The sequence below is a fragment of the Mycobacterium sp. RTGN5 genome, from assembly GCF_033804465.1.
In the GTDB taxonomy this organism is placed as follows: Bacteria; Actinomycetota; Actinomycetes; order Mycobacteriales; family Mycobacteriaceae; genus Mycobacterium.
In genome coordinates this window covers 650,474-669,889 of the sequence record NZ_JAPZLA010000002.1, presented here as the reverse complement: position 1 = coordinate 669,889, position 19,416 = coordinate 650,474, and the positions used below count along the sequence as shown (strand labels likewise).

Annotated in this window: 20 protein-coding genes; 11 read left to right on the top strand and 9 right to left on the bottom strand. The window is 66.4% G+C overall.

Translation table 11 applies throughout. The features are described from left to right. Positions 1-131 precede the first annotated feature (131 nt). Positions 132-1,130 carry an alpha/beta hydrolase family protein gene (locus tag SLQ31_RS15950; RefSeq protein WP_319434251.1) on the bottom strand — a complete coding sequence of 333 codons (999 nt, stop codon included), beginning with the start codon at positions 1,128-1,130 and terminating at the stop codon, positions 132-134. Positions 1,131-1,357: 227 nt separating this feature from the next. On the opposite strand from SLQ31_RS15950, the gene SLQ31_RS15945 reads away from it, so the two are divergent. Then, positions 1,358-1,777, top strand: coding sequence for a DUF1810 domain-containing protein (locus SLQ31_RS15945; RefSeq protein WP_319434249.1), 420 nt, complete (start codon positions 1,358-1,360; stop codon positions 1,775-1,777). A gap of 38 nt (positions 1,778-1,815) precedes the next feature. Here the strand turns inward: SLQ31_RS15945 and SLQ31_RS15940 are convergent, their stop codons facing one another. From SLQ31_RS15940 to SLQ31_RS15925, 4 genes are read right to left on the bottom strand one after another with little or no spacing between them, the layout of a single operon-like run. Next, the gene (locus tag SLQ31_RS15940; RefSeq protein ID WP_319434247.1) at positions 1,816-3,129 is read right to left on the bottom strand and encodes an alpha-amylase family protein; all 1,314 of its coding nucleotides are present in this window, start codon (positions 3,127-3,129) and stop codon (positions 1,816-1,818) included. After that, positions 3,126-3,605, bottom strand: coding sequence for a nucleoside deaminase (locus SLQ31_RS15935; RefSeq protein ID WP_319434245.1), 480 nt, complete (start codon positions 3,603-3,605; stop codon positions 3,126-3,128). Before SLQ31_RS15935 ends, SLQ31_RS15940 begins: the two co-directional genes overlap by 4 nt. Positions 3,606-3,616: 11 nt before the next feature. Then, a complete protein-coding gene (locus tag SLQ31_RS15930; protein WP_319434243.1) occupies positions 3,617-4,333 on the bottom strand; it encodes a rhomboid-like protein in 717 nt (238 codons plus the stop codon). 24 nt (positions 4,334-4,357) lie between these two features. Beyond that, on the bottom strand, positions 4,358-6,055 hold the full coding sequence (locus SLQ31_RS15925; RefSeq protein WP_319434241.1) for a tetratricopeptide repeat protein: 1,698 nt from the start codon (positions 6,053-6,055) through the stop codon (positions 4,358-4,360). Positions 6,056-6,138: 83 nt separating this feature from the next. On the opposite strand from SLQ31_RS15925, the gene SLQ31_RS15920 reads away from it, so the two are divergent. Then, positions 6,139-6,510 carry a hypothetical protein gene (locus SLQ31_RS15920; RefSeq protein ID WP_319434240.1) on the top strand — a complete coding sequence of 124 codons (372 nt, stop codon included), beginning with the start codon at positions 6,139-6,141 and terminating at the stop codon, positions 6,508-6,510. Between the two features lie 6 nt (positions 6,511-6,516). Here the strand turns inward: SLQ31_RS15920 and SLQ31_RS15915 are convergent, their stop codons facing one another. Then, positions 6,517-8,103, bottom strand: a complete 1,587-nt coding sequence (locus tag SLQ31_RS15915; RefSeq protein ID WP_319434238.1) for a regulator — start codon at positions 8,101-8,103, stop codon at positions 6,517-6,519. A gap of 186 nt (positions 8,104-8,289) precedes the next feature. Between SLQ31_RS15915 and SLQ31_RS15910 the strand changes: the two genes are divergently transcribed. Then, on the top strand, positions 8,290-8,913 hold the full coding sequence (locus SLQ31_RS15910) for a PaaI family thioesterase (RefSeq protein WP_319434236.1): 624 nt from the start codon (positions 8,290-8,292) through the stop codon (positions 8,911-8,913). Here the strand turns inward: SLQ31_RS15910 and SLQ31_RS15905 are convergent, their stop codons facing one another. Continuing rightward, positions 8,914-11,325: an arylsulfatase gene (locus SLQ31_RS15905; protein ID WP_319434234.1), complete on the bottom strand. Its 2,412-nt coding sequence runs from the start codon at positions 11,323-11,325 to the stop codon at positions 8,914-8,916. It lies immediately after the preceding gene. 85 nt (positions 11,326-11,410) lie between these two features. On the opposite strand from SLQ31_RS15905, the gene SLQ31_RS15900 reads away from it, so the two are divergent. From SLQ31_RS15900 to SLQ31_RS15885, 4 genes are all read left to right on the top strand, one after another. Then, a complete protein-coding gene (locus SLQ31_RS15900; protein ID WP_319434232.1) occupies positions 11,411-12,121 on the top strand; it encodes an EthD domain-containing protein in 711 nt (236 codons plus the stop codon). After that, the gene (locus SLQ31_RS15895) at positions 12,118-12,561 is read left to right on the top strand and encodes a TIGR03618 family F420-dependent PPOX class oxidoreductase (RefSeq protein ID WP_319434230.1); all 444 of its coding nucleotides are present in this window, start codon (positions 12,118-12,120) and stop codon (positions 12,559-12,561) included. Before SLQ31_RS15900 ends, SLQ31_RS15895 begins: the two co-directional genes overlap by 4 nt. 133 nt (positions 12,562-12,694) lie before the next feature. Next, positions 12,695-13,978: an HNH endonuclease signature motif containing protein gene (locus SLQ31_RS15890; protein ID WP_319434228.1), complete on the top strand. Its 1,284-nt coding sequence runs from the start codon at positions 12,695-12,697 to the stop codon at positions 13,976-13,978. 58 nt (positions 13,979-14,036) lie between these two features. Then, complete coding sequence (locus SLQ31_RS15885; protein ID WP_319434226.1) at positions 14,037-14,792, top strand: enoyl-CoA hydratase/isomerase family protein; 756 nt, start codon at positions 14,037-14,039, stop codon at positions 14,790-14,792. 15 nt (positions 14,793-14,807) lie between these two features. Here SLQ31_RS15885 and SLQ31_RS15880 read toward each other — a convergent pair whose 3' ends face one another. Then, positions 14,808-15,071, bottom strand: coding sequence for a bacterioferritin-associated ferredoxin (locus tag SLQ31_RS15880; protein ID WP_319434224.1), 264 nt, complete (start codon positions 15,069-15,071; stop codon positions 14,808-14,810). Positions 15,072-15,208: 137 nt separating this feature from the next. Between SLQ31_RS15880 and bfr the strand changes: the two genes are divergently transcribed. From bfr to SLQ31_RS15860, 4 genes are all read left to right on the top strand, one after another. Beyond that, positions 15,209-15,688 (top strand): bacterioferritin, encoded by a 480-nt coding sequence (gene bfr / locus SLQ31_RS15875; protein ID WP_319434222.1) that lies wholly within the window; start codon positions 15,209-15,211, stop codon positions 15,686-15,688. 66 nt (positions 15,689-15,754) lie between these two features. Then, entirely contained in the window at positions 15,755-16,252 is a 498-nt protein-coding gene (locus SLQ31_RS15870; RefSeq protein ID WP_319434220.1) for a carboxymuconolactone decarboxylase family protein, read from the top strand. 46 nt (positions 16,253-16,298) lie between these two features. Continuing rightward, positions 16,299-17,633 (top strand): glutamine synthetase family protein, encoded by a 1,335-nt coding sequence (locus SLQ31_RS15865; protein WP_319434218.1) that lies wholly within the window; start codon positions 16,299-16,301, stop codon positions 17,631-17,633. Positions 17,634-17,639: 6 nt separating this feature from the next. After that, on the top strand, positions 17,640-18,758 hold the full coding sequence (locus SLQ31_RS15860; RefSeq protein WP_319434684.1) for an amidohydrolase family protein: 1,119 nt from the start codon (positions 17,640-17,642) through the stop codon (positions 18,756-18,758). Here the strand turns inward: SLQ31_RS15860 and SLQ31_RS15855 are convergent, their stop codons facing one another. After that, the gene (locus SLQ31_RS15855; RefSeq protein WP_319434217.1) at positions 18,759-19,157 is read right to left on the bottom strand and encodes a hypothetical protein; all 399 of its coding nucleotides are present in this window, start codon (positions 19,155-19,157) and stop codon (positions 18,759-18,761) included. Positions 19,158-19,416: the final 259 nt, after the last annotated feature.

Genomic DNA, 19,416 nt, shown 5'->3' with positions numbered 1-19,416 from the left:
AAGTTCAGTCTGATGGGCTCAACCCTGGTGCCTGCCGCTTTGTTCCCCGCGTTTCGGCGGATGGCGACACAAAGCAGCGAGCCTGCCGCCGGGGGGGTGGCGACAGGCTCGCTGTGGTTTGTTGCGTTGGATCAGCCAGCGGACGGGGTGGCCCCCAGAACCCGCTGCATATCCGGGATCATCTGCTGCAGCTGCGATCCCCAGTAGCCCCAGCTGTGCGTGCCGTTCGTCGGGAAGTTGAACACGCCGTTGCGTCCACCAGCCGCGAGGTAGTTGTCCATGAAGGTCTTGTTGGTCCGCAACGTGAAGCCTTCGAGGAACTGCGCGGCCATCAGGTTGCCGCCACCACCGGAGGTGTCCAGATCCGACGGCGTACCGGTGCCGCAGTAGATCCAAACCCGGGTGTTGTTGGCGACCAGCTGGTTGATGTTGACCATCGGGTCGTTGCGGCGCCATGCCGGGTCAGACGACGGACCCCACATGCTCTGCGCGTTGAAACCGCCCGCGTCGTTCATCGCCAGACCGATCAGCATCGGCCACCAGCCCTCGGAGGGGTTCAGGAAGCCCGACAGTGATGCGGCGTAGGTGTACTTCTGCGGGTAGTAGACCGAGTAGGTCAGTGACGCGCTACCGGCCATCGACAGACCGACGACGGCATTGCCGTTGGGGTCGACGCCATAGTTGGCGGCCAGGTAGGCCGGCAGTTCCTGGGTCATGAACGTTTCCCACTTGTAGGTGTAGTTCTGACCATTGCCCTGCGACGGCTGGTACCAGTCGGTGTAGAAGCTCGACTGGCCACCGACCGGCATCACCGTCGACAGGCCCGAGCCGTTCAGCCACTCGAACGCCGGGGTGTTGATGTCCCAGCCGTTGTAGTCGTCCTGGGCGCGCAGACCGTCGAGCAGGTACACCGCGTGCGGGCCACCGCCCTGGAACTGGATTCGGATATTTCGGCCCATTGCGGCCGACGGGACATCAAGGTAGAGAACCGGCAGTCCGGGCTTGGAGAAGGCGGCCGCTGTCGCCGACCCGCCGACAACGCCGATTAGGCCGGGTAGAAAGAGTGCGGCCGCAACGGCTGCCGCCAGGCGGCGCAACCATGTGCCTCGCATCATCTCGACGATCTTCATGACGGAAACCATCACCTTTCATAAGCGTTTCACAAGCGGAGAAGTGCTGTGCGCAGGTAGCTAAACACGCACGGCACTGCCGACTCGGTACGCGCCGCGGTGCGCCAAGTCGCGGTTCGCTAACGATCAGGAGACGTGCCGGACTCGGGATCTAGGTGCACCCCAACAACTTTGAATTAGTCGCCAATAACGGGACGGTCACGCCCCGGCAACGATACGGTGGAGGAATGGATGACCCGTTCGACCTGCAACGCTTCGTCGACGCCCAGGATCGCATGTACGACCGGGCTGTCGCCGAACTGCGAGCCGGCACCAAACACAGCCACTGGATCTGGTTCATTTTCCCGCAACTCGCCGAGCTCGGAAGCAGTTCGACAGCAAGGCTTTACGGCATCAAATCGATGGCCGAGGCGCAGGCCTACCTGGCCCATCCGGTGCTCGGGGCGCGGCTGCGTGAGTGCGCCCAACTGCTGGCCGCCATCGAAGGCGCCTCGATCAAAGAGATCTTCCCCTGGCCGGACAACCTGAAGGTGTGTTCGTCGATGACGCTGTTCGCCAAGGCCACCACCGACAATGCCGATTTCCTGGTGGTATTGGACAAGTTCTACGACGGCGAGCAAGACCCGCTGACCGTGGAACTGCTCTAGGTGGGACACAGCACCAGCTAAGTGGGACACAGCACCAGCTAAGTGGGCCGAAGCACCAGCCAGCCCTGCGGCGGTACCACCACGTCGCTGACGATCTCCTCCGGCGGCGCCGCCGTGCCACCCACCAGCTGCGCTTGTCCGCCGATGAGCGAGGCGACCGGCAGGCGCATCGGCGAATCGGCGATGTTGAGTGCGACGATCAGCGCGTCGTCACCGTTGCGGGTCTCGTAAGCATAGGTGCGGTTGTCCAGTTGCAGCGCAGTGGTTTTCGCTTCCTGCAACCACGGGTTTCGCCGGCGCAACCCGATCAGATACTGGTGCAGGTTCAGGGTTTCGCGTCCGGCGGCGTCCGGCTGCGGCGGCGGCGGGCCGAACTCGGGCCGGACCGCGTCGTCGCCGCCGGCCCGCTCCTCTTTGACACCGTGGGATCCGAGCTCGTCGCCGGCGTAGATGCTGGGCACGCCGCCGGTGGTGAACAGCAGCACCAGCGCGTGCGTCACATGCTCGGGGCGTTCCAACTGGCTGGCGATGCGCGTGACGTCGTGATTGCCGACGAACGTCAGGGGAGCGAAGCGGGCGAGAAAGTCGTTGTGGCGCTGCAGCGCCCAGTCCAGCTCGTGGAAATTGCCGTCGTTGAGGCTGCTCCAGACCGCCTTCCACAGCTCATATTGGGTCACTGAGTCGACGCCGGAACCGTCGACGAACGCGGTGTAGTCGCCGTGAATGACCTCGGCGACGAACCACGCGTCGCGATGGGCTTCGCGGACCCGGGGAAGCACCTGCGCCCAGAATGCCTCCGGCACCGCGTAGGCCGCGTCGAGGCGCCAGCCGTCAGCGCCGCGGCCCAGCCAATGGTTCATCACGTCGACGGTGTAGTCGACAACGGCAGGGCTGCCGTGGTTGAGGGTGACGAGCTCGCCGTGGCCCTCGAAGCTGTGGAACCGGCCTGGGCGGCCGTGGAACCAGCCGATCGACTCGGCATCTTCGTCATCGACGGCACGGCGGTAACGGCCGAAATCGGTTCCGACATGGTTGAACACACCGTCGAGCAGCACCCGCAGCCCGCGCTGGTGGGCTTCGTCGATGAGGTGATCGAAGTCGGCGTCGTCGCCAAGGCGTGGGTCGATGCGGAAGTGGTCGGTGGTGTCGTAGCCGTGGGTGCGGGACGCGAAGACCGGGCCTAGCGCGATACCCGAGGTGCCGAGTTCGACGGCGTAGTCGAGCCAGTCGACGATGCGGCGCAGGCGGTGTTCGCCGGGTCCGGGCGGTTCGTCGTTGGGAAAAGCGCCGACGAATCCCAGGGGGTAGAGGTGCCACCAGATCGCGTGGCGTACCCAGTCCGGCCCGCTCATGGCCGGAACTTCGCTGCGTAGAGTGCCATCATCTCGTCGCGGTAGTCCGGCGCCGGACCGTCGACCGTCAGGTGCGGGGCGACCGCGGTGATCGGCAGCGCGGCCACCGGCGGTAGCGGCGCATGCCAGTCGGTCAGCCACTGGGTCAGATCCGCACCGGAGGCTGCAAAAACGATGCGGCCCAAGCCAACCCATGCATGTGCGGCCGCACACATCGGGCAGTGCTCACCGGAGGTGTAGACGGTGGCGCGGCCGCGCTGCTCGGGCGACAGGTTGGTCACCGACCACTGCGCGATCGCCAGCTCGGGATGGGCGGTGGCGTCACCGCCTGCGACGTGATTGTGGTCCTCGAACAGGATTGCACCGTCGGCGTCGACAAGGATCGAGCCGAACGGCTCGTCACCGGCCTGCAGTGCGCTGCGGGCGAGTTCGACACAGCGGCCGAGCCACCGCAGGTCCTGCTCGTCGAGCGCCACGCTGTCTCACTCTACGCAACCGGAGTCGGCGGATGCCGGAAGCGCCAAAGGCGCAGCAGCCGCAGTGGATCCACCGGCGAGCCGGGACGACTGCGGGCCAGCGGGTAACACGCAAGCCCGATGAGCAGGGCGATCAAGTGGCCGACCGGGGTGAACCTCGGAGTGATCAACACCGCTGCGACGCAATAGCCGAGTGTGACGATCAGGTACAGCCAGCGCCACGGACGCGCAATGCGATAGGTCAACAGGCCGATGATGCCGACGGCGAAGTAGCTGACCCCGATGTCGCGGGCGTCGAGGTAGCGCGGGGAGATCATCGCCTCCTGAATCTGCCAGTACAGGAAGCCCTCGCTTGCGTAGGTGGCGACGATGTGGGCGATCAGCCCGGCGATCACGAAGCGCAGGTGGCCGAGCCACCGCTCGGCCGGTGCCAGGAAGAGGCAGAACATCACCAGGTAAGGCCACCAGGCGGCGCCGTCGAGCCACAGCAGGCTGGTGATCAAGACGCGGATCGGGTCGGAGGCGAGGTGGTGCAGGTTGGTCGAGTCCTTACGCAGCAGCTCGAGCAGGTGCCAGCGGGGCAGTAGATGTTGAGCGAGTGTCGTCAGGAACAGCACCGCCAGCCAGGTGAACGTCACCGGGGCAGTGCCGACGAAATGCACGACGGCCTGCGGCCAGCCGCGGCGCGACGGAAGGACCGGCGAGGGGGGTGGTGAGCCGTCGTGCACGTGTTGAGGTTACGTCGGCCGATATCAGTGGCAACAATCGTCGGCCGCGATCTCGAGCACCTCCAGCCGGCATGCGCACGACGCCAGGATCGGGACATCGGCTCGGGCCTTGGCCAGTTCGAGCTGCCGCGCGATGATCACCGCCTCGGCGGTGCGCCCCAGCCGCTGCAGGCATTCGTGATAGCCGTGCAGGCTCCACACGTTGCCCGGATGCTGACACGGCCGGCTCAGCGTCGGGTCAAGGCCGAGGTCGGCGGCGTACACCGCGGCCGCGTCGTCGACCCGACCCTGCTCCAGCAGCAGCGCGCCGTAGGCATGGCGGGTGGGCTGCATCCAGCCCCACGGTTCGTCATAGGGCAATGCGTCGTCGAGTGCGATCGCGCGCCGCAGATGTTCAAATGCGTCGTCGAAATTGCCGTTGCGGTAAGCGATTTCACCGTCGAGCATGGCCGCCGCCACCGCGAGGATGTCACGGCTGGTGTTGTTGAACAGATAGCGCGAATCCGGGACGCGGGCGTACGCCTGCACGAACGCGTTGCGCTCCGCGGCGGCCTGCGCCAACTGGCCCTTGGCCGCGTGCGCGACGCCACGCCCGTAGTGGATGGTTGCCGTTGTACTGCAATACAACTCGGCGTCAAGGGGGAGTTGCTCGGCGATCAGCTCGTCCCAGCGGCCGAACCGGATCAGCACGTGCACCCGCAGCGGAACGAATGCTTCCAACCAGTCGGCCATCGGCGGCGACTCGATGGCCAGCAGCTCGGGGCTCAACTGCCCGGACAACTCGTCGGCGGCCTGCAGCGCGATCTGGGACTGGCCGGCGAACATCGCCGAGTAGACGATGAAATGCAGATCGTGCGCCCGGTAGAGCGAGTAGAAGTTCAGTGGCCCCGCATGTTCGACGAAGCGCCGGTCGGCGGCGACCGCGGTTTGGTTGGCCAGCACCGAGTCTCGGTAGTTTCCGCACAGCACGTCGATGTGAGACGGCATGTGCTGCAGGTGGCCCGCGTCGGGCACCAGGCCGCGCAGCAGATCGGCGGCGGGCAGCGCGTCCTCGGGATGCGCCGACATCTCCATCGCGTGGATGTACAGGTGCAGCACGAAGGGATGCGCGCGGCCCGCCTCGGTGCTCAACGCCTGGTCCATCAACTGTTTGGCTTCCACCACCCGCGATCCCGGGGCGGGCTCGCCGGTTGTGGTGTCCCACAACGCCCATGCGGTGAGGTTCACCAGCGCGTCGGCGGCCAGCGCCAGCACGTCGACGTCGTCGGGATAGGTCTGCGCCAGGGCGGCCATCGCGTCGGCGTAGGCGGCATGTCCGGCCGCCAGCGCCTCGGCGTCGTCGGGATCGGCGGTGGGAAATCGGGTGGCCAGCGCCGCGATCAGGGCCTGCTCGACGGCGCTGGCACGGCTCGTGGCGGCCAGGTCCAGTTCCATCCGTGCCCGAGCCAGGGAGGCCGCGAGGTCGACGGGGTCGAAAGCGTCCCAGGCCTTGTTGTAGTTGGGCCCGATGGCATACGCGATGCCCCAGCGGGCGATCGCGAGGTCGGCGTCGAGTGCCAGCGCCCGCTCGAAGCAGCTGATCGCCTCTTCGTGATTGAAGGCGTACGCCCATACCAGTCCGCGGTCGAACCAAACCTGCGCCTGCGGCGACGGGGTGTCGACGGGCCGGTGGTAGGCCCCGAGGTCGTAGTACGGCTCGGTGTCGCCGAGCGGAACCGCCATGCTGCACACCCTAGGTGAGCGCGGCAGGTCCGGATAGCGTTGCAACCGAGCCGAACGAAAGGGTGCACACCGTGATTCGCTGCGTGCGTTTGTTCACCGGAACCGATCAGCAATCCCACATCGAGATCGGTCGCCTCGATCTGGTGCCGGGCCGCAACGACGACCTGGTGTCGGCGGCGATGTCCTCGGTCCACGTGACAGTGGAGGAGACCGCCACCGGCGGCACGCTGGCCTGGCACACCGCGCCGGTGCGCCAGCTCGTCGTCACACTCGCCGGAACCTTGACGTTCACCACCCGCGATGCCGAGGAGTTCACCTTGAATCCCGGCGACGTGCTGCTGGCCGAGGACACCGTCGGATCGGGCCACCAGTGGCGCCTGGTGGACGACGACCCGTGGCGACGGATCTACATCGTGCTCGCCGACGGCGTCGACGTCCCCTTCGTCCCGGACTGACCCCGCCTAGTGGCCGGCGACGATATCGGCCTCGTCGACGGTGACCGGCTCCTTGGCGCCGGGCAGCAGTGAGTACGCCAGGCACACCACCGCGAAGAACAGATAGCCAAGCGCCGCTTGCGGATTGGCCGCCCACCCGATCTCGGGCGCGTGAATCAATCCGATAAACGACAGCGCCGCGGCCACCACCGCGGCCAGCGCGGCGTAGCGGAACTTCTTCTCCAGGATGAACGTCACCATGGTGCCCAGCAGCAGCCCGACCAGGATGGCGCCCTCGCCGAGGGTCTGCAGCCCGTCGTAGACCACACCGGCGTTGCCCAGCGCGTCCAGGCCGACCTTGGACGCCGATGTCCCTGCGGCGTTGAGCGCGTTGTCGATCAGGCCGCTGGCCCACTGCGCCAGGTTGGGCAGCAGCGCGGCCACCACCGCCACCGCATGCAGCCGAGGCACGGCCTGGAAGGCCTGGGCGCCGATCAGCAGCCCGATGTAGAGCAGGATCGGCACGATCGCAGGCACCGGCAGCAGCGCGGCCAGCACCCCGAAAAGACCTAAGAAGCACAGCAGGCCGATGACCACCCCGCTGGCCAGCGAGTAGCCGGCCCGCCCGCCGGCGTCCTTCCACCCGGGATGGCCGATGTAGACCGCGGGCGGGAACGGCGAGCCGAACGCCGACCCGATGACCGCACCGGCGCCGTCGGCGATCAGCACGCTGCGCAGGTTGTAATTGTCCCCGGCGGCGGCCGCACTCTCCACGTTGCTCATGGCCTCGGTGAAGTTGTAGACGCCCAACGGAATCGCGGTGCCCAGCAGCGGAGCCAGATGCGCCAGCCCGGACATCAGCAGGTCGATCCGAAGGTCGGGAATTCCGATCGCGATGTCGGAGACGGCCTGGCCGACATCGGGTGCCGACATGTACCCGCCGGCCCACCCGATCGCGGTACCGACCAACAACGCCACCAGGCCGACGGGGATGTTGCCCGGCAGCTTCACGTCGGTAAAGAAACCGATCAGGATGATCGCCAGCACCGGCAGGCCGATCCAGGCGGCCTCCCACATCTGGGCGGCCGGCCGCATCGAGATGAACGTGATCGAGATGCCGGCCAGGGTGCCCAGCATCGCCGCGCGCGGGGTGAGCTTGCGGATGTAGGGACCGACGAATCCGCCGATGATGACGATGATGCCGATCATGAACGCCCAGGCCAGGCCGGACTTCCACGCCTCGATGGGGTCCTTGGTGGCCAGATAGACCGGCAGCATGACGACGAAGACCACGATGAACATGTGCGGCACGCTGGGGCCGTACGGCAGCGCGGTCACGTCGGTGCGGTTCTCCCGCCGCGCCAGCCGTCGCGCCAGGAACGTGTAGTAGAGGTTGCCCAGCACCAGTGCCACACCCAGCGCGGGCAGCACGGTGCCCAGCACGTCGTCCGCGGGCATCTTGATCACGCCGATCATCAGTGTCGTCAGGGTCAGGACGTTGACCAGGATGTTAAAGCCGAGCCCGAAGAACGCGTTGAGATCACCACGAGTCCACCAGGGGATCTTCAACTCGCTCGGAGCTGGTGGTGCGGGTTCGGTGACGTCAGTGCTCATCGGCAGGCCTCCTGGCGCGTCGGGACAGCATGGCGCGACCCGAGCCGACTACTCCGTCGCTTATCCGTCGCTAAGAGGATTGTCGACGCTCGCGTTCCAACTGGAGGTCGGTTATGTGTCAATCGTGTTAGCCGCGCGACGAGACCCCGGTTCGACACCGCGGCGGCCCCGTGCTCTAGTGCTGGAGTGCTGGAATTCACCGTCGAGGACCTGTCCGCTGAGGACATCGAACGGCTTCGGGCCATCTATGAGCCGCTGGCCATCTCGGTGCGTGAGCTGGTCGACGCGACGATCCGCACCCAGGTGGACGCCGAGACTGTCGCCGCGGTGAAGGCCGACATCGACGCGGCGACGGCCCGGCTTCGCAGCGATCAGATCGACGGCGCCTTCGGGGTGAAACGGACCCCCTCGGGACAGAGCATCAGTTGGGGCAACGCCGTCATCGGCCTGCGCAACCCGACCGCCCCGCCGCTGGTGATCCACCGCGACGAGGACAACCGGCGCTGGGCCGACTTCCATCTCGGCGCGGCCTACGAAGGTCCACCAGGGCATGTGCACGGCGGAGTGTCGGCGCTGATTCTGGATCACGTGCTCGGTGAGGCGGCCAGTCCCGACGGCAAGCCGCGGTTCACCGGCAGCATCACCGTCCGGTATCTGCGGGCCTGCCCGCTCGGGCCGCTGCATGCGGAAGCTCAGATCACCCGCGTCGACGGCGTGAAAACCTTTGCCTCCGGCTATATCTCCGACGCCGAAGGCATCACGGTGGAGGCCGAGGGCGTCTTCATCACGCCGCGTTGGCTGCGCGACTGATTACTGCTTGCCCATCGCCAGCTTGACCCGGTCCGCCGCGGTGATCAGGTGGTCGTGGTTGTCGTCGCCGATGTCGAGCTGCACCCAGTCGATCTGCCCGGTGAAGCCGTTGCCCGCCGGCCCGTAGTCGGGCGAAGCCGGTGAACCGGTGTCCCGCCCGACGTCGCAGGCCTCGTCGGCGGAGAAGCCCATCGGGATGGTGATCTCCACCCGGCCACTGCCGACCGGCGTGCCGTCGTGGTACAGGGTGACGGTGCCCCCCTTGGCCAATCCGCCACCGTCGTAGGCGAATTCCATCCGCACCTGGTGCTTGCCCTTCGGCAGCGGCGTGTCGGCGGTGACGTAGAAATATTGGATGCCGAAGAAGTTGTAGCAGTACTTCAGCCGCCCGTCGTGCACGTAGAGCGCCCAGCCACCGACCTGGCCGCCCTGGGTGATGAGCACCCCGGCGGCGCCGCTCTTGGGGACGACGACATTGGCCGTCACCGAGTGCGACTTGTTCTTGAGGTTCAGCACGCAGTTTTCACTGACCCGCATACCGTTGAAAAGCAACTGGCTGTTGCCGCGGATGAGCTGGGGGCGCCCGGCGATGTCGGGGTTGATGCGTTCGAAGGACCGGTCGTCGAGGGGAACGACGTTGTATTTGACCGCCTCGATGAGCCAAAGCCGTTGCAGTTCAGCCAGTTTCTCCGGGTTGTCGGCGACGAGATTGCGGGCCTGGGTCCAGTCGTCGGGACCGTAGAGCTCCCAGACGTCATCGTCGAACGCCGGCGGGGTGTCGGCCTTCCATGGCGTGCGATGTTTGGTGGCCGCCGTCCAGCCCTTGTGGTAGATGCCGCGGTTGCCCATGATCTCGAAGTACTGCACGACGTGCGATTCCGGCGCTGCGCCGTCGCGCAGCGTGCCCAGCATGCTCACCCCTTCCATCGGTGCCTGCGCAATACCGTTGACGCTCAACGGCGCCGGTATTCCAGCGGCCTCAAGGATGGTGGGTGCGACGTCGATGACATGGTGGAACTGGTTGCGCAGCCCGCCGGTGTCGGACAGGCCGTTGGGCCAGTGCACGATGGTGCCGTTGCGGGTGCCGCCCCAGTGTGACGCCACCTGCTTGGTCCACTGGTACGGCGTGCACAGGGCATGCGCCCAGCCGACCGCGTAGTGGTTGTAGGCATCCGGGGTGCCGAATTCGTCGATTTTGGACAACAGGAACTCGGTGGTCTCGATACCCGCCATACCGTTGAGGACGGCCATCTCGTTGAAACAGCCGACGGGTGTGCCCTCGGCAGATGCCCCGTTGTCACCGATGATGTAGTAGATCAGCGTGTCGTCGAGCACGCCGAGGTCCTCCAGCGCGTCGACGACCCGACCGATTTCGTAGTCGGTCTGTTCGAGGAAGCCGGCATAGATCTCCATCTGTCTGGCCAGCACCGGTTTGAGCTCGTCGGACATCTCGTCCCAGGAGGGGATCTCGTCGTGGCGGGCGGTCAGCTCGGCCGTCTTGGGAATCACGCCCAGTTTCTTCTGTCGGGCGAAGATCTTTTCCCGCAACACATCCCAGCCCTGATCGAACTTTCCGCGGTACTTGTCCGACCATTCCGCCGGCACGTGGTGCGGGGCATGGGTGGCGCCGGGGGCGAAGTACATGAAGAACGGCTTCTCGGGCATGAGCGCCTTCTGCTGGCGCACCCAGGTGATCGCATGGTCGGCGAGATCCTCGGTGAGGGTGTAGCCCTCCGCCGGGGTGCGCGGCGGCTCCACCGCCGTGGTCCCCTCGTACAGGCCCGGGTAGTACTGATTGGCCTCGCCGCCGATGAACCCGTAGAAATACTCGAAGCCCGAACCGGTCGGCCACTGATGGAACGGCCCCGCCGGGGAGACCTCCCAGACCGGAACCTCATGGCACTTGCCGAACTGCCCGGTCGAATACCCGTTGAGCCGAAGGGTTTCGGCGATCGGCGCCTTGTCTTTGGGACGGATGCTGCTGTTCCCCGGGGCCGAGGTGGCCATCTCGGTGATGGCGCCCATACCGACCGAGTGGTGGTTGCGTCCAGTCAACAATGCCTGGCGGGTGGGGGAGCACAATGCCGTGGTGTGAAACCGGTTGAGCTTCAGCCCATTTCCGGCCAGCCGCTCGGCAACGGGGGTTTTGCAGGGACCGCCGAAGACGGAGGCACCGGCGAAGCCGACGTCGTCGATGAGCACGATCACGACGTTGGGCGCGCCCTTCGGGGGCTCCAGCGTGGTGATCGGCGGGTAGCTGGTGTCGGGATCCTTGGCGTCATAGGTGGTCAGCCCGACGTGCCGGGTGTCCGGGATGGGCAGGACGTCGCGGCGCACTGCCGGCGCCTCGGGTCCGGGGGAGGGCGTCTTCGGGGACTTGGCCTTGCTGCGCTGCGGCGAGGATTTCGCCATCGGTCCTCCCTGACCACGAGGAGACCACTTCTCGATCCCCTGAGGCGCGCCAGCCTACGCCGGGCCGGCGGGTAGGTTCGGCGTCATGGAGAAGGTGATTGTCACGCTGCGCACCAGCGCCGCCGACGACGAGTGGGCCGAGAACCTGCGTGGTCCGGTGGCCCAGGAATTGCTCGCCCTGGGTCTACCCGGGCTGACGATCAACGTCCGCGATCGCGATGTCCGCGATTCGATGATGACGTTGACGGTCCTGGACCCGCCGGTGCAGGCGCTGGTCAGCTTGTGGACCCAGCAGTACTACGGCGATCAGGTCCTCATGGCGCTGGAACTGCTCGGCCACCAGGCCGAGGAGATCGCCGCCTACCTGGTCACCGAGTCGGTCCCGCTTCCTCCGCCGCCCACACCGCTCGGGGAGCGCGCACCGGGGCTGGCCAACATGGCGCTGCTGCGGCGACCGGCGGACATGGACGAGCCGACCTGGCTGGCCCGCTGGCACGGCAACCACACACCGGTGGCGACCGCCACCCAGTCGACGTTCGCCTACGTCCAGAACTACGTGGTGCGCGCGCTCACCGAAAATGCTCCGGTGATCAACGCGATCGTCGAAGAGCTGTTCCCGATCGAGGCAGTCAGCAGCCTGCACGCCTTCTTCGGCGCCGCCGACGACGCCGACCTGCAGGACCGGATGGAGAAGATGGTCGCCAGCACAGCGGCATTCGGGGCCAACGTCAACATCGACGCGGTGCCCACCAGCCGCTACCCCTACCGGAGCCCATTCCAGGCCGGACCGGCATGACCACGCTGGACGAGGCCGTCGCGCTGGCCCAGGCCGACCAGGGCCTGGCGGTGGTCTCCACCCTGCGCGCCGACGACACCATCCAGGCCTCGCTGATCAACGCCGGGATCCTGGCGCACCCGGCCACCGGCGAGCCGGTGCTGGCGTTCGTCACCTACGGGCGGGTCAAGTTGGCGAATCTGCGGGCGCGGCCGGCGGTGACGCTGACCTTCCGCGACGGCTGGCAGTGGGCGACCGTGGAGGGCCGCGCCGAGCTGGCGGGTCCCGACGATAGACCGGGGTGGCTGGGCGGCCAAGACCAGTTGCGGCTGCTGCTGCGTGAGGTGTTCACCGCTTGCGGTGGCACCCATGACAACTGGGCCGAATACGACCAGACCATGGCCGAGCAGGGCCGCGTCGCTGTCCTGGTCGCACCGACCCGCGTCTACTCCAACGGGTAGGGCTATCTGGCAATAGGGTCGGCAGACCACGCCCGAAGCCCGAAGCGGTGCAGGGTTTTCCACAGTCTGGGGTTCATCCACAGAGTGCTCGCCGAGATCATTTTTTGTCGCCACCCTGGCATAGAATTCGAACATGAGTTCGATCACGGCGGCGCTGGATACGCTCGACGCCGCGGTCGAATTGTTGGGTGCTACCGGCATCGAGGAACTACCCGCACCGGAACGCTTCGAGGCCCTCCGGCGACTGGAAACTGCGATCCGTCGGCAGGTCGCGATCTCGCATTCCCAGACCACCCGCCTCGAGCGGTACGAGGGTTGTCCACCGATCCCGATCGTGTTGGCTGATGTGTTGCGGATCAGCCGTCCTGCGGCCAAGCGCCGGGTCCGTGATGCCGAACGGCTGACACCGCGCACCACCTTGACCGGCCAGGCACTGCCACCGCTGTTGCCGAACACGGCGAAGGCGTGGGAGGCCGGCGATCTCGATGGTGAGCATGTGCAGGTGATCCAGAAGTTCTTCCGCGACCTGCCCGAACACGTCGGCCCGGTCGAAATCGAGAAGGCCGAGAAGTCCCTGGCCGAGCACGCCCAGAACTTGCGGCCCGATCAATTGGAGAAGGTCGCCGACCGCCTCGCCACCCACCTCAACCCCGACGGGAAGTTCTCCGAGGAAGACCGCGCCCGCAAGCGCGGCTTCCTCTGGTGCGGGGGACAGCGCGCCGACGGCATGAGTGTGGGAAAGCTGACCGCCACCCCGGAGTTGCGCGCAATGCTGGACGCCTGGCTGGCCAAATTCGCCGCACCACAGCCCGACGATCTACGCAGTCACAGCCAACGCCAACACGACGCGCTCGCCGAGCTGGTAGGTGGTCGGCTAGGCGATCCGAAACTGGGCCAGCACAACGGGTTACCCGTCACTGTCATCGTGACCACCACCCTGCAGGACCTGCAGGCCGGCGCCGGACACGCCGTCACCGCCGGCGGCACGCTGATCCCGATCTCGGACCTGATCCGCATGGCTACGCCCTCGAACCCTTATCTGGCGGTCTTCGACGGGGTCACCGGAAAGTCACTGTGGCTGGGCAGATCGAAACGGCTGGCCTCAGCCGATCAACGCATCATGTTGCTAGCCAAATACCGTGGCTGCACCGCACCCGGCTGCACCGTCAACGGCTATAACAGCCAGGTCCATCACGCCACCAAAGACTGGAAACACGGCGGCACCACCGACATCGACCACCTCACCCTCGCCTGTAAATGCGACAACCTCTTGGTGGAGAACGACGGCTGGACCACGCAGCAGTTGCCCAACGGCAACACCGAATGGAGTCCACCGCCAGGCGTGCCGCTCCGCGGCGGCGTCAACACCTATCACCACCCCGAATGCTTCCTGCCGAAAGACGACGAAGGCGGCTAGTCCCAGCTGCCGGGCCTCTCCGCCCATCGCACATCGTCACCTGGTTAGGCTTCCGCGCGTGACGCTCCTCATCGAAGACGAGAACCGGGTCCGCACGATCACCCTCAATCGCCCGGAGGCCCTCAACGCGTTCAACGAGGCGCTCTACGATGCGACCGCCGAAGCGCTGTTGGCCGCGGCTGACGATCCGGAGGTCGCCGTCGTCCTGATCACCGGCGCCGGTCGCGCGTTCAGTGCAGGCCAGGATCTTGGCGATATGCAGGCCCGCATCACCGATCCCGACTTTGTCCAAGGCGCACACGGATTCCCCGGCCTCATCACCGCGCTGAGCCAGTTCCCCAAGCCGCTGATCTGTGCGATCAACGGTGTCGGCCTTGGCATCGGCGCGACGATCCTCGGCTACGCGGACCTGGCGTTCATGTCTTCGACGGCGCGACTGAAGTGCCCCTTCACCAGCCTGGGAGTTGCCCCCGAGGCGGCCTCGTCATACCTGTTGCCGCAGTTGATCGGTCGCCAGAACGCCGCGTGGCTGCTGATGTCGTCGGAGTGGGCGGACGCCGCCGAGGCGCTGCGCATGGGCCTGGTCTGGCGGGTGAGCGAACCCGACGAATTGCTCGCCGACGCCCGCAAGCACGCCGAAGTCCTTGCCTCCCGGCCTATTTCAAGCCTCATCGCGGTCAAACAGACAATGGTCGAACCGCTGCGTCCAGGGATCGCCGACGCGACCGCGCGGGAGAACGCGTTCTTCGAGAAGTTGATGGGCGCGGCCGCCAATGCCGAGGCGCTGGCGGACTTTCACCGCGGCAAGCCTTAAAGATCGGTGGGGCGGTCAGCTGGCCCGCGCCGCGGAACGCCGGGAAGAGCCGGCCGTATGCAGCTGGCAGAAAACATTGCCGGTGCACTGCCGGCACGGCGCCTCAGCAGCGGTTGCGGCGAAGTGCTGCTCGATGATGGCTCGCACGGTGCGTCGGCACCGGCCGCAATCGCCGCCGGCGCCACAGGCGGCGGCGACCTGCTTGGACGTAGATGCTCCGCCGGCAACAACATCTTTGACGGTTGCACTGGTCGCCCCCGCGCAGAGGCACACATACATCAGCGCTTCCCTCTCATCGCAGGACGGCATCCGCTCGGACTTGTTAGTGGAGACTAACCTTAGTTAGGCCGTCCTACAACACCCCGGTAGGTCAAAGTTCGCGAGACCCGTGACGGCCCTGCATTAGGGTTCATTTCATGCAAGGGGACCCGGACGTTCTTCGCCTGCTCAACGAGCAGCTCACCAGCGAATTGACCGCGATCAATCAGTACTTCCTGCACTCGAAGATGCAGGACAACTGGGGATTCACCGAGCTGGCCAAGCACACCCGGGACGAGTCGTTCGACGAGATGCGGCACGCCGAGGCCATCACCGACCGCATCCTGCTGCTCGACGGCCTGCCCAACTATCAGCGGCTGGGCTCGCTTCGCGTCGGGCAGACCCTGCGCGAGCAGTTCGAAAGCGATCTGGCGATCGAATACGAGGTGGTGGGCCGCCTCAAGCCGGCGATCGTCCTGTGCCGCGAGAAGCTGGACTCCACTACCGCCAACCTCTTCGAGGAGATCGTGGCCGACGAGGAGCACCACATCGACTACCTCGAGACCCAGCTCGAGCTGATGGACAAACTGGGCGTCGAGCTGTACTCCGCGCAGTGCGTGTCGCGCCCGCCAAGCTGACCGAAACCTCTGCGCAAAAAACTAGAACACGTTCCAGATTCGCGTTGCCCGGCGTACCATCGCGCCATGAGCCGAATCGGAAACTTCGCTGAAGACGACGTCGCTGGCTGGATCGTGAAGTCCCCGGATATCGGAACGGCGATGGCCGGCTTCAGTGGTGCGGTCTACAGCGACAAGAACCGTCTGCCGATGCGGGTGCGGGAGCTCGCCCGCGCGGTGATCGCTCACGACAACGAATGCGTCTTGTGCCAGAACACCCGCGACGCCGACGGCCCCGCTGCGGGAGTCGACGAGGATCTCTACGACCACGCCCTGGAATGGCAGACCTGGCCGGGCTACAGCGAACAGGAGCGCGTCGCCGCCGAGTTCGCCCACCGGTTCGGCACCGACCACGTGAACCTCAAGTACGACGAGGACTTCTGGGATCGGGCCCACGCGCAGTTCTCCGACGAGCTGCTGGCCGACCTGACGTTGTCGTGCGCGATGTGGATCGGCATGGGTCGCATGCTCAGCACGCTGGACATCGGGCAGAGCTGCAAGCTGACTCTGCCCAGCCGCGCATAGCGGCTATCGGGCGCAACTTGGGGGTGTGGTCGGCAGAATAGCTGCCATGACCACACCGGCTGCCCAACTGGAAATCGATGGCGTGGACACCGTCGTCGGGACGGTCGTCACCGCCGCCGGGCTCACGCACGCCAAGACCGTGCCGGTCCGCCGGCTCAACGCGTTCGCTGATGCGGGGCTGGGATTCAGTCCGGTCACCCACGGATTCGCCATCGATCGCGCCGGGATCGCGTTCACCGAGGGCATCAGCGTCGTCGGTGATCAACGGATCCGGATCGATCTGGAAGCACTGCGCACCATCGGCGACGGTCTGGCGTGGGCGCCGGCATCGTTCTTCGATCAGGACGGCAACCCGATCCCCGCGTGTGCACGCGGCACGCTGACGCGCATCGAGTCCCGGTTGGCCCAGGCAGGACTACGGGCTGAGGTCGGCCACGAGATCGAGTTCTTGCTCGTCGATCCCGACGGCAACCGGTTGCCGGGCAACCTGTGGGCGCAATACGGCCTCGCCGGTGTGCTGGAGTACGAGGGTTTCATCCGGGAGGTGACCGTCGCCGCGGGTGCCGCCGGGGTGGGCATCGAGCAGTTCCATCCCGAGTACGGCATCAATCAGTTCGAGATCTCACTGGCGCCGCGGTCTCCCGTGGCCGCCGCCGACCAGTTGATCCTGGCCCGGATCATCATCAGCCGGGTGGCCCGCAAGTACGGGCTCCGGGTGAGCCTGTCCCCGCTGCCCTTCGCCGGAAGCGTCGGTTCAGGTGCACATCAACACTTTTCGCTGCTGCGCGACGACTCGCCGGTTTTTTCCGGCGGTACCGGCGCGCAAGGCATGACCGCGGAGGGGGAGCGCGCGATCGGGGGGATCATCAGTGGACTGCCGCAGGCGCAGCTGATCTTCTGTGGCTCGATCGTGTCCGGACTACGAATGAAGCCGGGCAATTGGGCCGGCGCATACGCCTGCTGGGGCACCGAGAACCGCGAGGCGGCTGTGCGTTTCGTGCGTGGCACGCACGGCAACCCGTACGGAGCCAACGTGGAGGTCAAGGTCGTCGACCCGTCGGCCAACCCGTATTTCGCCACCGCCGCGATCCTGGGGCTGGCGCTCGACGGGATCGAGAACAGCGCCGCGCTGCCGCCGGAGACGCCGGTCGATCCGGCCACCCTGTCCGACGACGAGCGCGCCGTGGCGGGCACGGTGGCGCTCAGCGCCGACCAGGCCGAGCTGATCGCCGCGTTGGACGGCTCGGCGCGGCTGCGGGCGATCCTCGGCGATGCGGCCGTCAACGTGCTGGTCGCCGTTCGCCGCTACGAACACGAGACATACTCGCATCTGGACCCCGAAGCGCTGACCGAGAAGTTCCGGATGGCATGGAGCATTTGAGTGTGTGTGTCCGCTGATGTGTCTGCCCTGGCCGACCACATCAGCGGTGTGCGCCTGGTGGACAACCACGTACACGGTTACTGGCTGACGTCCGGTGATCTCCGGCGGTTCGAGAACGGCCTCAACGAGGCCAACATCGGGCCGCTGGCCGATTTCGATTCGGGGTTCGACACTCAGCTCGGCTTCGCGGTGCGAGCGCACTGCGCGCCCCTGCTCGGCTTGCCCGTACATGTTGATCCGCAGAGCTATTGGGAACGCCGCCGCGAATTCACCGAAGATCAGCTGGCACGGGTATTCCTCCCGGCCGCCGGGGTCAGTGATTGGCTGGTCGACACGGGACTGCCCGGTGCGATCGCCGGGCTGCCCGAGGTGTCGCGCGCATCCGGCGGTGCCGTCGGCGAGATCGTCCGGCTCGAGCAGGTGGCCGAGCAGGCAGCGGCAGCCCCGGGTGACTACGCCGATGCGTTCCGACGGATCCTGCACGAGCGCACCAAGACTGCGGTGGCCACGAAGACCGTGCTGGCGTATCGCGGTGGGTTCGACGGCGACCTGTCCGAACCCGACCAACGAGCCGTCACCGACGCCGCGGCCCGCTGGCGCGATACCGGGGGAGTGCGGCTGACCGACCGGGTTCTCCTGCGATTCGGCATGCACGAAGCGCTTCGGCTGGGCAAGCCCCTGCAGTTCCATGTCGGCCTCGGCGATCGCGACTGCGATCTGCACCGGACCAATCCGATGCTGCTGCTGGACTTTCTGCGTCAGTCGGGCACGACGCCGATCGTGTTGTTGCACTGCTATCCCTACGAACGGGAGGCCGGCTATCTGGCCCAGGCGTTCAACAACGTGTACCTCGACGTCGGCCTGAGCATCAACCATCTCGGCGCCCGCGCCGAGGCGTTCATCGCGCGGACCCTCGAGTTGGCGCCGTTTCGCAAGATCCTCTACTCCTCGGATGCCTTCGGCCCCGCCGAATTGCACTATCTGGGTTCGGCGTTGTGGCGCGCAGGGACGGCCGCGGTGTTGACCGGGTTTGTGACCCGGGGGCAGTGGAGCGAAGGCGACGCGATCCGGGTGGTCGATCTGATCGGGCGTGACAATGCCCGACGGATCTACCGGCTCGGTTGATCAGGCAGGGGGGAAGTGGATCCATCTCGAAATGCCGGGCGCGCCTGAGCATTGCAGCGGTACGCCAGGCACTTTGATGTGCAGGTCATTGGCTGCCATCCGCTCCTGCGCGGTGGCACCGGGTGTCGTGCAGGGCAGCGCATTCTGAGCCTCACCGACCAGCGGGCCGGTCGGCACCCACACACCGCTGGCCGCGCAGATCAGCGTTCCGTTCTGTGCGTCCATTCCGAACACGAATGAGGGGCTCGGCGTGCACGGCGTGCCGCCGACAACGTTCTGCGCCACATTCGGCACGCAGCTCGCCGAGTGGCACGAGGTGGCTGACGCCTGCGGGGCGAGCGGGATCGTCGCGCTGAGCAGTCCGCACGCGATAGCCGGCGCAATGACGATCTTCCGCATCTCTGTCTCCTGATGATCGGGCCGGCTCTACCGGCCCGATCAGCCTAGCGCCGCGACCCCCTTGTCGAGTTGAGTTTGTCCCGACCACCGAGCCGCCATTACAGCAAACTCATTACCTGTGCGGCGCCGCCATCGGTGGCCGCCGGCGATGGCTACCGACCGGGCGGTTGAAAGGGCAGGTCGCAGTCGACGAGTTCCCCGCCCGGATCGCCGCGACCCCCGTCAATCCGAACTGGCGATTCCGTCACTGAACCCATTT

Excerpts from the sequence above, each read along its gene's own strand:
- SLQ31_RS15890 (WP_319434228.1), top strand. The coding sequence starts at position 12,695 with ATGAGTTCGATCACGGCGGCGCTGGATACGCTCGACGCCGCGGTCGAA.
- SLQ31_RS15895 (WP_319434230.1), top strand. The coding sequence starts at position 12,118 with ATGACCACGCTGGACGAGGCCGTCGCGCTGGCCCAGGCCGACCAGGGC.
- SLQ31_RS15870 (WP_319434220.1), top strand. The coding sequence starts at position 15,755 with ATGAGCCGAATCGGAAACTTCGCTGAAGACGACGTCGCTGGCTGGATC.
- SLQ31_RS15855 (WP_319434217.1), bottom strand. The coding sequence starts at position 19,157 with ATGCGGAAGATCGTCATTGCGCCGGCTATCGCGTGCGGACTGCTCAGC.
- SLQ31_RS15940 (WP_319434247.1), bottom strand. The coding sequence starts at position 3,129 with ATGAGCGGGCCGGACTGGGTACGCCACGCGATCTGGTGGCACCTCTAC.
- SLQ31_RS15865 (WP_319434218.1), top strand. The coding sequence starts at position 16,299 with ATGACCACACCGGCTGCCCAACTGGAAATCGATGGCGTGGACACCGTC.
- SLQ31_RS15915 (WP_319434238.1), bottom strand. The coding sequence starts at position 8,103 with ATGAGCACTGACGTCACCGAACCCGCACCACCAGCTCCGAGCGAGTTG.
- bfr (WP_319434222.1), top strand. The coding sequence starts at position 15,209 with ATGCAAGGGGACCCGGACGTTCTTCGCCTGCTCAACGAGCAGCTCACC.
- SLQ31_RS15880 (WP_319434224.1), bottom strand. The coding sequence starts at position 15,071 with ATGTATGTGTGCCTCTGCGCGGGGGCGACCAGTGCAACCGTCAAAGAT.
- SLQ31_RS15900 (WP_319434232.1), top strand. The coding sequence starts at position 11,411 with ATGGAGAAGGTGATTGTCACGCTGCGCACCAGCGCCGCCGACGACGAG.
- SLQ31_RS15925 (WP_319434241.1), bottom strand. The coding sequence starts at position 6,055 with ATGGCGGTTCCGCTCGGCGACACCGAGCCGTACTACGACCTCGGGGCC.
- SLQ31_RS15950 (WP_319434251.1), bottom strand. The coding sequence starts at position 1,130 with ATGAAGATCGTCGAGATGATGCGAGGCACATGGTTGCGCCGCCTGGCG.
- SLQ31_RS15945 (WP_319434249.1), top strand. The coding sequence starts at position 1,358 with ATGGATGACCCGTTCGACCTGCAACGCTTCGTCGACGCCCAGGATCGC.
- SLQ31_RS15905 (WP_319434234.1), bottom strand. The coding sequence starts at position 11,325 with ATGGCGAAATCCTCGCCGCAGCGCAGCAAGGCCAAGTCCCCGAAGACG.